Origin of the sequence: Pseudomonas sp. EGD-AK9, from assembly GCF_000465935.2 — a bacterium.
Classification (GTDB): Bacteria; Pseudomonadota; Gammaproteobacteria; order Pseudomonadales; family Pseudomonadaceae; genus Aquipseudomonas.
On record NZ_AVOF01000984.1, the window covers coordinates 1 to 13,336 of the forward strand.

Annotated in this window: 14 protein-coding genes and 1 pseudogene; 11 read left to right on the forward strand and 4 right to left on the reverse strand. The window is 66.7% G+C overall.

Translation table 11 applies throughout. The features are described from left to right. The 3 genes and pseudogenes from N878_RS26085 to N878_RS28095 all read right to left on the reverse strand — a co-directional run. A partial coding sequence (locus N878_RS26085; protein ID WP_031304303.1) for an ABC transporter ATP-binding protein occupies positions 1 to 338 on the reverse strand: 338 nt, incomplete at its 3' end. 335 nt (positions 339 to 673) lie between these two features. Further along, positions 674 to 1,825, reverse strand: a complete 1,152-nt coding sequence (gene ydcS / locus N878_RS26090; RefSeq protein WP_021446406.1) for a putative ABC transporter substrate-binding protein YdcS — start codon at positions 1,823 to 1,825, stop codon at positions 674 to 676. Positions 1,826 to 1,986: 161 nt separating this feature from the next. Further along, positions 1,987 to 2,273: pseudogene (locus N878_RS28095) on the reverse strand (LysR family transcriptional regulator); the annotation flags it as partial. Positions 2,274 to 2,456: 183 nt separating this feature from the next. Here N878_RS28095 and N878_RS26095 point away from each other — a divergent pair. The 10 genes from N878_RS26095 to N878_RS26145 all read left to right on the forward strand — a co-directional run bounded on the left by N878_RS26095 (position 2,457) and on the right by N878_RS26145 (position 12,600). Then, positions 2,457 to 3,206: a tellurite resistance TerB family protein gene (locus N878_RS26095; protein WP_021446409.1), complete on the forward strand. Its 750-nt coding sequence runs from the start codon at positions 2,457 to 2,459 to the stop codon at positions 3,204 to 3,206. A 104-nt stretch (positions 3,207 to 3,310) separates the two neighbouring features. Then, positions 3,311 to 4,963: a GMC family oxidoreductase gene (locus tag N878_RS26100; RefSeq protein ID WP_021446410.1), complete on the forward strand. Its 1,653-nt coding sequence runs from the start codon at positions 3,311 to 3,313 to the stop codon at positions 4,961 to 4,963. A 135-nt stretch (positions 4,964 to 5,098) separates the two neighbouring features. Beyond that, positions 5,099 to 6,194, forward strand: a protein-coding gene (prfB, locus tag N878_RS26110) for a peptide chain release factor 2 (protein ID WP_156350974.1) whose coding sequence is annotated in 2 segments (ribosomal slippage) — positions 5,099 to 5,170 and positions 5,172 to 6,194 — 1,095 coding nt in all. Because the reading frame shifts where the segments join, the coding sequence is not laid out codon by codon here. Positions 6,195 to 6,240: 46 nt separating this feature from the next. After that, positions 6,241 to 7,758: a lysine--tRNA ligase gene (gene lysS / locus N878_RS26115; protein ID WP_021446413.1), complete on the forward strand. Its 1,518-nt coding sequence runs from the start codon at positions 6,241 to 6,243 to the stop codon at positions 7,756 to 7,758. Positions 7,759 to 7,902: 144 nt separating this feature from the next. Continuing rightward, positions 7,903 to 8,616, forward strand: coding sequence for a TetR/AcrR family transcriptional regulator (locus tag N878_RS26120; protein WP_021446414.1), 714 nt, complete (start codon positions 7,903 to 7,905; stop codon positions 8,614 to 8,616). Positions 8,617 to 8,659: 43 nt separating this feature from the next. Beyond that, positions 8,660 to 9,211 carry a hypothetical protein gene (locus tag N878_RS26125; protein WP_021446415.1) on the forward strand — a complete coding sequence of 184 codons (552 nt, stop codon included), beginning with the start codon at positions 8,660 to 8,662 and terminating at the stop codon, positions 9,209 to 9,211. A gap of 8 nt (positions 9,212 to 9,219) precedes the next feature. Next, complete coding sequence (locus N878_RS26130; protein WP_021446416.1) at positions 9,220 to 10,509, forward strand: flavohemoglobin expression-modulating QEGLA motif protein; 1,290 nt, start codon at positions 9,220 to 9,222, stop codon at positions 10,507 to 10,509. 144 nt (positions 10,510 to 10,653) lie between these two features. Continuing rightward, entirely contained in the window at positions 10,654 to 11,400 is a 747-nt protein-coding gene (locus tag N878_RS26135) for a TIGR00266 family protein (RefSeq protein ID WP_021446417.1), read from the forward strand. Continuing rightward, a complete protein-coding gene (locus N878_RS26140; protein ID WP_021446418.1) occupies positions 11,390 to 12,283 on the forward strand; it encodes an alpha/beta hydrolase in 894 nt (297 codons plus the stop codon). The genes N878_RS26135 and N878_RS26140 overlap by 11 nt, the downstream gene beginning before the upstream one ends. Next, positions 12,280 to 12,600 (forward strand): hypothetical protein, encoded by a 321-nt coding sequence (locus N878_RS26145; protein WP_021446419.1) that lies wholly within the window; start codon positions 12,280 to 12,282, stop codon positions 12,598 to 12,600. The genes N878_RS26140 and N878_RS26145 overlap by 4 nt, the downstream gene beginning before the upstream one ends. A 28-nt stretch (positions 12,601 to 12,628) precedes the next feature. Here the strand turns inward: N878_RS26145 and N878_RS26150 are convergent, their stop codons facing one another. Next, positions 12,629 to 12,973 (reverse strand): hypothetical protein, encoded by a 345-nt coding sequence (locus N878_RS26150; RefSeq protein ID WP_021446420.1) that lies wholly within the window; start codon positions 12,971 to 12,973, stop codon positions 12,629 to 12,631. A gap of 184 nt (positions 12,974 to 13,157) precedes the next feature. Between N878_RS26150 and N878_RS29805 the strand changes: the two genes are divergently transcribed. Then, positions 13,158 to 13,336: phosphoenolpyruvate carboxylase (locus tag N878_RS29805; protein WP_177342960.1), on the forward strand; the 179-nt coding region annotated here is incomplete at its 3' end.

Here is a 13,336-nt window from a genome sequence, read left to right on the forward strand (position 1 = left end):
GCCAGGCGCTCGGCCTTGGCCACGCCCTTGACCTTGAGGCCGTAAGCGACGTTCTCCAGCACGTTCATGTGCGGGAACAGGGCGTAGTCCTGGAACACCGTGTTGACGTCGCGCTGGTAGGGCGGCAGCCCGGCGGCCTCGGCGCCGTGGATGCGGATGGAGCCGGCGCTGGGCTGCTCGAAACCGGCGATCAGGCGCAGGCAGGTGGTCTTGCCCGAGCCGGAGGGGCCGAGCATGGAAAAGAATTCGCCGTCCCGGATGTCGATGGACACCCGGTCGACGGCCTTGACCTCGCCGAACACGCGGGAGACATCGGTGAATTGCACTGCAAGGGTCATAACAAAAGCTCCAGGATATAAGCCATCCACCACCGTCTCGCCCGGGTTGGGTTTTGCCGACACAAGACGGGAGAGTCGGTGGTGGATGTACAACGGTGAACAGCGGTGGCAGGCCTGCCATCGCGTAGGGTGGATGGCGCTCTATCCATCCACCGACGGTGCCGGTTGGTGGACGAAAAAGGCGTCGTCCACCCTACGAGAGCCATCGAGGTTTGAAAGTTGTTCTGGCCGCGCAGTCGTAGGGTGGATGGCGCTTTATCCATCCACCAGCGTTGCCGGCTGGTGGACGAACAAGGCCTCGTCCACCCTACGAGTCCGTCGAACCAGGGTGGCTTTTACCGGCCACCCATGATGGCGATGTAGTCCTGGGTCCAGCGGCTGTAGGGCACGTACTTGCCACCCTCGGCCTGCGGGGTCTTCCAGAAGGCGATCTTGTCGAAGTTGTCGAAGCCGTTGGTCTTGCAGCCTTCGTCGGTCAGCAGGGCGTTGCCCTTGCAGGCTGCCGGCACTGCCGGGTTGGAGCCGAACCAGGCGGCCAGGTCGCCCTGCAGCTTGGGTTCCAGTGACCAGTTCATCCAGGCATAGGCGCAGTTGGGGTTCTTGGCCTCGGCATGCAGCATGGTGGTGTCGGCCCAGCCGGTGGCACCCTCGGCCGGCACGGTCGAGGCAATCGGCTGCTTTTCCATCTGCAGGGCGTTGACCTGATAGCCCCAGGCGCTGGAGGCGACCACGCCCTCGTTCTTGAAGTCGTTCATCTGCACGGTGACGTCGTGCCAGTAGCGGTGGGTCAGGGCGTGCTGCTGGCGCAGCAGCTGCAGCGCGGCGGCGTACTGCTCCTCGTTGAGCAGGTAGGGGTCGCTGATGCCCAGCTCCGGCTTGTGCGCCTTCAGATAGAGGGCGGCGTCGGCGATGTAGATGGGGCCGTCGTAGGCCTGCACGCGGCCCTTGTTGGATTTGCCGTCGGCCAGGGTCATTTCCTCGAACACCACCTTCCAGCTGGTCGGCGCCTCCTTGAACGCCTGGGTGCTGTACATCAGCACGTTCGGGCCCCACTGGTAGGGGGTGCCGTAGTGCTGCCCATCCACCACATGCCAGGGGGCGTCCTTCAGGCGCTCGTCGACATTCTTCCAGTTGGGGATCAGGTCGATGTTCACCGGCTGCACGCGCTTGCCGGCGATCAGGCGCAGGGAGGCGTCGCCCGAGGCGGTGACCAGGTCGTAGCCGCCCTTGGCCATCAGGCTGACCATCTCGTCGGAGGTGGCGGCGGTCTTGACGTTGACCTTGCAGCCGCTGGCCTTCTCGAACTGGGTGACCCAGTCGTAGTTCTTGTCGGTCTCGCCGCGCTCGATGTAGCCGGGCCAGGCGATGATGTTGAGCTGACCCTCGGCCTGGCCCAGGGTCTTGAGCGGTGCGGCGGCCTGCACGGCGCCTGCGGCGAGCAGGGCGGTGGCGAGAGCGCTGAGCACTGCGGTTTTCGGCGCGGACATTGGGATTCCCTCTTCTTGTGGACTGTTACTGGGGCAGCAAAATGTCGGCAATACCGCTGCCGAACAGGGTATTCATTCAGTCTAGTTGTTGTCCGTGGGGTGTCATGAGGTGGCGCACCACGCGGTAGTCCTGCAGTGAGTCGCTGGACAGGTCCTTGCCGTAGCCAGAGGCGGGGCGGTGAGTGGGTCAGTACCTCGGTCTGCAGGGCGTGGCGGTCTTCCAAGTTGGCCAGGATCAGGTGCGCCTGGCGCAGGCACTGGTGGCCCTGGTGGGCAGGCTCATGCTCTAGGCGTGGCGGTTGAACAGGCTGACGCCGATCTCTTCCTCCAACTGCTGGATGGCCAGGGTCAGGGTCGACTGGGAGATGAACACCGCCTGGGCGGCGGCGCAGATCGCGCCGGTTTCGGCGACGGCGATGAAGTGGCGGATCTGGCGCGGGGTCAGCATGACGGGCTATCCGGGGGCAGGCTGTCAGGGTTATGGTTCATCGAAAATGGATAAAGCCGTTTTTTAACCGAACGAAAAGGGCTTTGCCTGGCGCCTGCAATATTCGGAAGCACAGCCCACGCCTCGCCCGGCAAACCGCGGGGCTAGAATCGGGTCACTTTCCGCCCCTGAAGGAGGGCTCAGATGAACACTCGTGGACTGCTCGACCAGTTGCTCAAATCCGGCCAGGACCTGCTGCAGCAGAAGTCCGGCTCATCGTCGTCCGGCGGCCTGGGTGGATTGCTCGGCGGCATTGCAGGTGGCGCGAGTAGCGGTGGCAAGGGTGGTGGCGACCTCGGCACGCTGCTCAAGGGCGCCGGCGGTGGCGCCCTTGCGGCCGGCGCGCTGGGCCTGCTGCTGGGCAACAAGAGCGCGCGCAAGGTCGGCAGCAAGGCCATCACCTACGGCGGCCTGGCCGCCCTCGGGGTGATCGCCTACAAGGCCTATGGCAACTGGCAGGAGCAGCAGCGCGCGGCCAATGCGCGGCCGGTCGCCGAGCCGCAGACGGTGGATCGCCTGCCGGCGCCACAGGCCGAACTGCACAGCCAGGCGATCCTCAAGGCGCTGGTGGCGGCGGCCAAGGCCGATGGTCACGTGGATGCCAGGGAGCGCCAGCTGATCGAGGAGCAGATCGGCGCCCTGGCGGGTGATCCCGAGCTGCTGCGCTGGCTGGATGCCGAGCTGAACAAGCCGCTCGACCCGGCCGAGGTGGCGCGCGCCGCCAGCACCCCGGAGATGGCCGCGGAGATGTACATCGCCAGCGTGCTGATGGTGGACGAGGAGCACTTTATGGAACGGGCCTACCTCGAGGAGCTGTCCCGCCAGCTCAAGCTCGATCCGGCGCTCAAGCGCGAGCTGGAAGCCCAGGTGCGGGTCGAACTGAGCGCGGTCTGAGTCGGGGCCCGGGCCGGGTCTATCAGACCAAAAGATCATTCATCCTCGCACCCGGCCTGTTCTAGGCTGGTGGCCAATGACCAGAACGACACGCGAGGATGCCCATGTCGCCAGCGCCCCTGGATGCCTATGACTACCTGATCGTCGGCGCCGGCCCTGCCGGCTGCCTGCTGGCCAACCGCCTGTCTGCCGACCCCGGCGTCAGCGTGCTGCTGATCGAGGCCGGCGGGCGCGACAACCACCCCTGGATCCATATTCCGGTCGGCTACCTCTACTGCATCGGCAACCCGCGCACCGACTGGTGCTACAGCACCGAGGCCGAGCCCGGCCTGCACGGCCGTGCGCTGAAGTACCCGCGCGGGCGGGTGCTCGGCGGCAGCTCGTCGATCAACGGCATGATCTACATGCGTGGCCAGGCCGCCGACTACGATGCCTGGGCCGCGGCGGGCAATCCCGGCTGGGCCTGGCGCGACGTGCTGCCGCTGTTCAAGCGCACGGAAAACCACTTCGCCGGCGCCAGCGCGCTGCACGGCGGTGTCGGCGAGTGGCGGGTCGAGCGCCAGCGGCTGTCCTGGGAGATCCTCGAGGCCTTCCGGGAAGCCGCGGCGCAGAGCGGTATCGCCAGCGTCGAGGACTTCAACGGCGGCGACAACGAGGGCTGCAGCTACTTCCAGGTCAACCAGCGGCGCGGCGTGCGCTGGAATGCGTCAAAGGCCTTCCTGCGCGGTATCCGCAAGCGCGCCAATCTGCAGGTGCTGACCGGTGCCGAGGTCGAGCGCCTGGAACTGGCCGAGGGACGGGCCCGCACCCTGCAGCTGCGCTGGCAGGGGCGCACGCTCGGCGTGGCGGCGCGTCGCGAGATCGTCCTGTGCGCCGGCGCGATCGGCACCCCGGCGCTGCTGCAGCGCTCGGGCATCGGCCCCAGGCCCCTGCTCGAACGCTTGGGCATCGGCGTGCGCCATGAGCTGCCCGGGGTCGGCGCGAACCTGCAGGATCACCTGCAACTGCGCCTGATCTACCGGGTCAACGGCGTAAAGACCCTCAACCGCATCGCCGCCAGCCCCTGGGGCAAGCTGGGCATGGGCCTGGAGTACCTGCTCAAGCGCAGCGGGCCATTGTCGATGGCGCCCAGCCAGCTCGGCGCCTTCGCCAAATCCGATCCCGGTCAGGCCCGCGCCAACCTGCAGTACCACGTGCAGCCGCTGTCGCTGGAGCGTTTCGGCGAGCCGTTGCACGATTTCCCGGCCTTCACCGCTTCGGTGTGCAACCTGCGTCCGCACAGCCGCGGGCGCATCGAGATCGCCGCGGCGGAGGCCGGCGTCGCGCCGTCGATCCGGCCCAACTACCTGAGCGACGAACGCGACCTGCAGGTGGCGGCCGACGCCATCCGCCTGACCCGGCGCATCGTCGCCGCCCCGGCGCTGGCGCCCTACGGTCCGCAGGAATACAAACCGGGGCCGGATTATCGCAGCGAGGACGATCTGCAGCGGGCGGCGGGGGAGATCGGCACCACCATCTTCCACCCAGTGGGCACCTGCGCCATGGGGCAGGGCCGCGACGCGGTGGTCGACGCCCGCCTGCGCGTGCACGGCATCGCCGGGCTGCGCATCGCCGATGCCTCGATCATGCCAAGCATCGTCTCCGGCAACACCTGCTCGCCGGTGCTGATGATCGCCGAGAAGGCCGCAACGCTGATCGCCGAGGACGCGCGGCGGCCGGCGCTGGGCGTGTCGGTGCGCGAACTCGAGCCCAGTTGAGGCCGCGCTCAGGCGAACGCCTGCGCCGTTGATCCAGAGAGCGCTGATTGGTCGCCCATAACGGGCTGCCAGGCCGTGCTGGCTCGGGTATAATCGCCGGCTTTTCCGTCCGATTTGCCGCGAGCGCCGACTACCATGGAAATCAATCCGATCCTCAACGCCATCAAGGACCTGTCCGAGCGGACCCAGAGCATTCGGGGGTATCTTTGACTACGATCACAAGCATGATCGTCTGGTCGAAGTAAACCGCGAGCTGGAAGACGCCAGCGTCTGGAACAACCCCGAGTACGCGCAGAACCTGGGCCGTGAGCGCGCCATGCTGGCGCAGATCGTCGAGACCATCGACGACCTCACCGGCAGCCTGGCCGATTCCAAGGATCTGCTGGAAATGGCCGCCGAAGAGAACGACGAAGGCGCGGTGAACGACATCGTCGCCGAAGTCGAACGCCTGCGCGACATCCTCGAGAAGCTGGAATTCCGCCGCATGTTCAGCGGCGAGATGGACCCCAACAACTGCTACCTGGATATCCAGGCCGGCTCCGGCGGCACCGAAGCGCAGGACTGGGCCAATATCCTGCTGCGCATGTACCTGCGCTGGGCCGACAAGCGCGGCTTCGATGCCACCATCATCGAGTTGTCCGAGGGCGAAGTCGCCGGCATCAAGGGCGCCACCGTGCACATCAAGGGCGAGTACGCCTTCGGCTGGCTGCGTACCGAGATCGGCGTGCACCGCCTGGTGCGCAAGAGCCCGTTCGACTCCGGCGCCCGTCGCCACACCTCGTTCTCGGCGGTGTTCGTCTCGCCCGAGATCGACGACAAGGTCGAGATCGAGATCAACCCGGCCGACCTGCGCATCGACACCTACCGCTCCTCCGGCGCCGGCGGTCAGCACGTCAACACCACCGACTCGGCGGTGCGTATCACCCACGTGCCGACCAACACCGTGGTGGCCTGCCAGAACGAGCGTTCCCAGCACGCCAACAAGGACACCGCCATGAAGATGCTGCGGGCCAAGTTGTACGAGCTGGAGATGATGAAGCGCAACGCCGCGTCCCAGGCCCTGGAAGACTCCAAGTCCGACATCGGCTGGGGCCACCAGATCCGCTCCTACGTGCTCGATGACTCGCGCATCAAGGATCTGCGTACCGGCGTCGAGCGCAGCGACTGCCAGAAGGTCCTCGATGGCGACCTCGACCAGTACCTCGAGGCCAGCCTCAAGCAGGGCCTGTAACCCTCCCAAACCCCATTTGCATTTACGCGTCAGGCAGATAACGACCATGAGCGACCAACAACTCGACCCGCAAAGCCTCTCCCACGAAGAACGGCAGCACGAAGAAAACAAGCTGATTGCCCAGCGCAAGGAAAAGCTGGCTGCCGTCCGTGAGCAGGGCAATGCCTTCCCCAACGATTTCCGCCGCGACAGCCTGTGCGCCGAGCTGCAGAAAGAGTACGCGGAGAAGACCAAGGAAGAGCTGGAAGCGGCCGCCATTCCGGTCAAGGTCGCCGGGCGCATCATGCTCAACCGCGGCGCCTTCATGGTCATCCAGGACACCTCCGGGCGCCTGCAGGTCTACGTCAACCGCAAGACCCTGCCGGCCGAGCAGCTGGACGCGGTCAAGCACTTCGACCTGGGCGACATCATCGCCGCCGAGGGCACCCTGGCCCGTTCCGGCAAGGGCGACCTGTACGTCGACATGCAGAACGTGCGCCTGCTGACCAAGTCGCTGCGCCCGCTGCCGGACAAGCACCACGGCCTGACCGACACCGAGCAGCGCTACCGCCAGCGCTACGTCGATCTGATCGTCAACGAGGAGGTGCGCGACACCTTCCGCGTGCGCTCGCAGGTGATCGGTCATATCCGCCGCTTCCTCAGCGAGCGTGGTTTCCTCGAAGTGGAAACCCCGATGCTGCAGACCATCCCCGGCGGCGCCGCGGCCAAGCCCTTCGAGACCCACCACAATGCCCTGGACATGCAGATGTTCCTGCGCATCGCCCCGGAGCTGTACCTCAAGCGGCTGGTGGTCGGCGGCTTCGAGAAAGTCTTCGAGATCAACCGCAACTTCCGTAACGAAGGCGTCTCCACCCGGCACAACCCCGAGTTCACCATGCTCGAGTTCTACCAGGCCTACGCCGACTACGAAGACAACATGGACCTGACCGAGGAGCTGTTCCGCGAGCTGGCCCTGGCCGTGCTCGGCAGCACCGACGTGCCCTACGGCGACAAGGTGTTCCACTTCGGCGAGCCCTTCGTGCGCCTGTCGGTGTTCGACTCGATCCTCAAGTACAACCCGGAAATCACCGCCGCCGACCTCAACGACATCGACAAGGCCCGCGCCATCGCCAAGCAGGCCGGCGCCAAGGTGCTCGGCTTCGAAGGCCTGGGCAAGCTGCAGGTGATGATTTTCGAGGAGCTGGTCGAGCACAAGCTGGAGCAGCCGCACTTCATCACCCGCTATCCGTTCGAGGTTTCGCCGCTGGCCCGTCGCAGCGACGACGATCCGAGCGTCACCGACCGCTTCGAGCTGTTCATCGGTGGCCGCGAGATCGCCAACGCCTACTCCGAGCTCAACGACGCCGAAGACCAGGCCGCGCGCTTTATGCAGCAGGTGGCCGACAAGGACGCCGGCGACGACGAGGCCATGCACTACGATGCCGACTTCGTCCGCGCCCTGGAGTACGGCATGCCGCCGACCGCCGGCGAAGGCATCGGCATCGACCGCCTGGTGATGCTGCTGACCAACTCGCCGTCGATCCGCGACGTGATCCTCTTCCCGCACATGCGCCCGCAGGCCTGAGGTTCTCGCAACAAGCCGCCTCCGGGCGGCTTTTTGTTGCGCCCGGGCTGCCTGCCGGGCACCGGCAACTGCGCAATCTTTTGCTTGTCTACCGAACCCATTACTCTGCTATGTCATAACCGGAACGTAGAGGATCGACCTGCCGTGAGCCGTGCGCCTGCCCCTCCGAGTGCCACCCAGGCGGCCAATGCCGTCGCCGAAAGCGTCCAGTACCAGGGCCGCAAGGCCAGCCGTCAGGGCAGCGAGCAGCGCCGCCAGGCAATTCTCGACGCCGCCATGCGCATCATCGTGCGCGACGGCGTGCGCGCCGTGCGCCATCGCGCGGTGGCGGCCGAGGCGCAGGTGCCGCTGTCGGCCACCACCTACTACTTCAAGGACATCGACGACCTCATCACCGACACCTTCGCCCAGTTCGTCGAACGCAGCGCGGCGCAGATGGCGGCCTTCTGGGACAGTACCCAGGGCCTGCTGGCGAATCTGGTCGGTCGTCTGGACGGCAGCGAGGCGGCGCGCCGGCAGCTGGCCGACGAGATCGCCGCGCTGGCGGTGCAGTACGTGCAGCGCCAGTTGCGCGAACGCCGCGACCACCTGATCGCCGAGCAGGCGTTCCAGCAGGAAGCGCTGCTCAATCCGCGCCTGCGCGACCTGGTGCGCGCCCACCGGCAGATCCTCCAGCAGGGCGTCACCCACTTCTTCGAGGTGCTCGGTTCGCGCCAGCCGGAGCAGGATGCCGTGCTGTTGACGGCCACCATCGTGCGGATGGAGTATCAGGGCCTGCTGGACGGCGTCGAGCATCTGGACAGCGAGGGAATGCTGGCCATCCTTAAACGCTATATGAACCTGGTTCTGGGGTTGTAAACCGTCGGCCACGGGGTCGAACGGTCTTCACAAGGAGAGCGAAATGAAAGCCTGGCGCGCAGTGGTCGCCTTGTCCTTCCTGCTGTTGACTGGTTGCCTGGTCACCTTCAAGGACCCGATTCCGGCCAACGAGGCGGCGCCCATGCCGCTGCTGGGCGAGTGGACCCGTCAGGACGAGTGGGGCGAGCAGCTCTATCTGGAGGTCAGTCGGGCCGGCTCCAACCTGTACAAGGCCCGCATCTACGAGGGCAGCCCGGACAACCTCGACAGCCTCGAGGAATTCGGTTTCACCGTCGCCCACCACGGCCGCCGCTGGTACCTGTCCGCCGGCTTGCCGAAGAGCCTGGGCGCCAACTTCGCCATCGCCGGTTTCGAGCTGACCCGCAGCAACGAGCTGGTGGTATACAACCTGGATACCGAGCGCATCCTCCAGGACATGAGCAAGGGCCTGCTGGAGGGCGAGACGGTAAGCATGCCCGAAGGCGACGGCGCGCTGATCACCAGCTCGCTGGACCAGGTGTTCGCTTACCTCGACGACCCGGCCAACGCCGATCTGTTCGTCGAGGTGGCGCGCTACCAGCGGGCCGGCGACTAGGAATTGCGATGAACAGCCAGCAGAAACTGGACGACTACCAACTGGGCATCCGTGCCCTGAGCGACCGCATCGTCGAGGCGCAGACGCCGATCCGCGTGCTCGATGCGGTGAAGTGGGACGACGGCGTCCGCGACGCCTTCCTCAAGGCCAAGGGCAAGGCCCTGCCGGCGGTGGATCGCGACTATTACCTGGGCCGCCCGCTGGCCTTCGACGCCGCGGCGAAGAAGCTGGAATTTCAGAACATCGAGCGCGACATCACCCGCCAGCTCGGCCAGTTCAACCCGGTCGGGCAGATCATGCGGCGCATGTGCAAGGAATACCGCATGGTCATCCGCATGCTCGAGGCGCGTGGTACCGAGGACTTCGGCCTGATCAGCCAGGAGCTCTACGGCGCCGCCTCCGATGCCTTCCATGCCGGCGACCCGACCCTGGCCGACCTTGGCCTGATGCTCTCGGACTATCTCAACAACATCGCCGCCCGCGGCGACCTCGAGGACGAGCCCAAGCTGCTCGGCGCCACCGATGCGGTGAGCATCCTGCAGCAGCGCCTGGCCGGGGTGTTCGGCGACGACACCATCCGCGTCTTCGAGTCCGACGGCATCCTCGCCGATGCCGCGGCCGGCGCCGACTACATCAAGATCCGCAGCGACGCGCGCTTCAACGAGCGCGACGTCAAGGCGCTGGAGGTGCACGAAGGCCTGGTGCACGTCGGCACCACGCTCAACGGTCTGGCCCAGCCGATCTGCACCTTCCTGGCCAAGGGCCCGCCCTCGTCGACGGTGACCCAGGAGGGCCTGGCGATCCTGATGGAGGTGATCGCCTTCGCCTCCTACCCCACGCGCCTGCGCAAGCTGACCAACCGCACCCGCGCCATCCACATGGCCGAGGAGGGCGCCGATTTCCTCGAGGTGTTCGAGTTCTTCCGCGAGCAGGGCTACGGCCTGGAAGGCGGCTACAGCAACGCCAGCCGGGTGTTCCGCGGCTCCTTGCCGACCGGCCTGCCGTTCACCAAGGACCTGTCCTACCTCAAGGGTTTCATCCTGATCTACAACTACATCCAGCTGGCGGTGCGCAAGGGCAAGCTGGAGCAGATTCCGCTGCTGTTCTGCGGCAAGACCACCCTGGAAGACATGCGCACCCTGCGCAAACTGGTGGACGAGGGCCTGGTGCGGCCGCCCAAGTACCTGCCGCCGCAGTTCCAGGACATGAATGCGCTGTCGGCCTGGATGTGCTTCTCCAACTTCCTCAACCACCTGAGCCTGGATCGCATCGAAGCCGACTACGCGAACATTCTCTGACTTGCGTTGGGTTTCGCTGCGCTCAACTCGACCTGCGGGGCTGTGGCAGGTCGCAGGTTGGGTTGAGGTGCGCAGCGGCGAAGCCCAACGTCGCTCAGCCCGACGCCCGGATTGCCGCCGGGCTTACCTGCAAGGAGCTGCTTCATGCCCAGCCATCAACTCGACTACGAAATCCTCGGCAGCTCGGCGCAGTCGGTGGAGATCGTCCTCGACCCCGGCGAGACGGTGATCGCCGAAGCCGGGGCGATGAACTACATGACCGAGGGCGTGCGCTTCGAGACGCGCATGGGTGACGGCTCGGCCAGCGGCCTGCTGGGCAAGCTGTGGGGCGCCGGCAAGCGCCTGCTCACCGGCGAGTCGCTGTTCATGACCCACTTCAGCAATGCCGGCAAAACCCAGGCGCGGGTCGCCTTCGCCGCGCCCTATCCGGGCACCGTGGTGCCGATCGACCTGGCCCAGGTCGGCGGCCGGCTGATCTGCCAGAAGGACGCCTTTCTCTGCGCCGCCCACGGCACGCGCATCGGCATCCGCTTCAACAAGCGCATCGGCGCCGGTTTCTTCGGCGGCGAGGGCTTCATCCTGCAGCAGCTCGAAGGCGACGGCCTGGCCTTCGTGCACGCCGGCGGCACGGTGATCCGCAAGCAGTTGAACGACGAGACCCTGCGCCTGGACACCGGCTGCCTGGTGGCCTTCAGCGACGGCATCGACTACGACATCGCCCTGGCCGGCGGGCTGAAGAGCATGCTGTTCGGCGGCGAGGGCATCCTCCTGGCCACGCTCAAGGGCAGCGGCACGGTGTGGATCCAGAGCCTGCCGTTCTCGCGCCTGGCCGAGCGCGTCTACGCCGCCACCTTCCAGGCCCGCGAAGAGGTGCGCGGCGGTGGCAAGTAAACTGCGCCTGCTGCTGGTCGGGCTGCTCGGCGGCCTGCTGAGCGGCTGCAGCGGCCTGCTGTTCTATCCCGAACCGGGGCTGCCGTTCACTCCGGCGCGGGCCGAGCTGGAGTACCGCGATATCCACCTGAGCGCCGCCGACGGCACGCGCCTGCATGCCTGGTGGTTGCCGGCCAAGCCCGGGCTGGCAGTCAAGGGTACGGTGCTGCACCTGCACGGCAACGGCGGCAACCTGGCCTGGCACCTGGGCGGTGCTTACTGGCTGCCGGCCCAGGGCTACCAGGTGCTGATGCTCGATTACCGCGGGTACGGCCTGTCCGAGGGCAAGCCCAGCCTGCCGGCGGTGTACCAGGACATCGACGCCGCCTTCGCCTGGCTGGAGCAGGCGCCCGAGGTGCAGGGCAAGCCGCTGATCCTGCTCGGCCAGAGCCTGGGCGGTGCGCTGGCCGTGCACTACCTGAGCGAACGCCCGCAGCGCCGCGCGGCGCTGCACGCCCTGGCGCTCGACGGGGTGCCGGCCAGCTACCGCGGCGTCGCCCGCCATGCCTTGAGTCGCTCCTGGCTGACCTGGCCGCTGCAGGTGCCGCTGTCCTGGCTGATCCCCGACGGCGACAGCGCCATCCACGGCATCGCCGCCCTCGAAGGCCTGCCGCTGCTGATCCTGCACAGCGCTGACGACGAGGTGGTGCCATTTGCCAATGGTCGCCTGTTGTATCAAGCTGCGCGCCCGCCGCACGCCTTCCAGGCGACCCGCGGGCAACACGTGCAAACCTTCGCCGAGCCGGCCTGGCGCCAGCTGCTGCTGGAGTTCGTCAGTGCCCCGCAGGCTTTCGTCGAACGCCGGCCGCCGGCCACCGAATCCGCAATCGAGAGTCCGCAATGACCGAACGTGACCCCATTCCCCTGATCCTCACCGGCATCGCCAGCATAGTCGGCACCATCGGCGTGCTCTGGTACTACGGCTACCTGCACATGGCCAAGCCCGAGGACGCCCTGCTGCTGTCGGATTTCACCATGCTCAAGACCGTGCCCGGCGAGGACTACAAGGTCTCGCTGAAGCCGGCCAGCCAGGTGGCGCAGTGCATCGACGGCGTGCTGGTGCTGTTCGACACCCAGCAGAAGGGCCTCACCGGCGTGCTGGTGGACAACAAGAAGCAGGCCGTGCGCTGCATGGGCCAGGACACCCCGGCGCTGCAGTAAGGCGCGTCGCCGGCGGACAAGCGGGCGTTCAGTGCGCCGCGCCCTTGGCCTGGGCGCTCAGCTCGCGCAGGTACTTGCGCGACAGGGCGAGAAAGCGCGGGGTGGGGCCGATGTCTTCGTACAGCGGGTCGCCCTGTTCGTCCTGCGCCACCACCTGACTGCCCTGCACGTAGGGCAGGCTGGCCTCCAGCTCTTCCAGCGCCGCGCCGATCAGCTCGCCGAGCAGTTCCTCGGCGTGATGCTTGGGATACATCTCGGTCAGGGCCGCCAGGCGCGCGGCGGCTTCGATATCCAGGTGGATGTGGTATTGACTCGGGGTCAGGCGGCCCCGGGCGTTCTGTTCCCAATGGTTGACCAACTCTCGAATTTTCATGATAGGGCTCCTGATGGACGGCGCCGGCGGTGACCGGCTGGCGGACGCCGCAAGCGCCTATCTCAAGCCTAGACCCACTACGCGCGGCCGCCGCGCCGTGCGTCGCGCCCTTGTAAGAAGTTGGCGCGCTGGGCACTCTTGAGGCCTGTGTGGCGCAAGCCGCGGCTTGGAAGGAGAGGGCGATATGGCGGAAATCGATGCGCGCCTGCGTGAAGAGGTGCACCTGCTCGGCGAACTGCTCGGACAAACCATCAGCACCCAGCTGGGCGCCGAGTTTCTCGACAAGATCGAGCGCATCCGCAAAGGCGCCAAGGCCGGCCGGCGCGGCTCGGCGGCCGGCGCCGAGCAGCTGGCCAGCACCCT

Excerpts from the sequence above, each read along its gene's own strand:
- N878_RS26095 (WP_021446409.1), top strand. The coding sequence starts at position 2,457 with ATGAACACTCGTGGACTGCTCGACCAGTTGCTCAAATCCGGCCAGGAC.
- N878_RS26100 (WP_021446410.1), top strand. The coding sequence starts at position 3,311 with ATGTCGCCAGCGCCCCTGGATGCCTATGACTACCTGATCGTCGGCGCC.
- N878_RS26125 (WP_021446415.1), top strand. The coding sequence starts at position 8,660 with ATGAAAGCCTGGCGCGCAGTGGTCGCCTTGTCCTTCCTGCTGTTGACT.
- ydcS (WP_021446406.1), bottom strand. The coding sequence starts at position 1,825 with ATGTCCGCGCCGAAAACCGCAGTGCTCAGCGCTCTCGCCACCGCCCTG.
- N878_RS26145 (WP_021446419.1), top strand. The coding sequence starts at position 12,280 with ATGACCGAACGTGACCCCATTCCCCTGATCCTCACCGGCATCGCCAGC.
- N878_RS26135 (WP_021446417.1), top strand. The coding sequence starts at position 10,654 with ATGCCCAGCCATCAACTCGACTACGAAATCCTCGGCAGCTCGGCGCAG.
- N878_RS26150 (WP_021446420.1), bottom strand. The coding sequence starts at position 12,973 with ATGAAAATTCGAGAGTTGGTCAACCATTGGGAACAGAACGCCCGGGGC.
- N878_RS26130 (WP_021446416.1), top strand. The coding sequence starts at position 9,220 with ATGAACAGCCAGCAGAAACTGGACGACTACCAACTGGGCATCCGTGCC.
- lysS (WP_021446413.1), top strand. The coding sequence starts at position 6,241 with ATGAGCGACCAACAACTCGACCCGCAAAGCCTCTCCCACGAAGAACGG.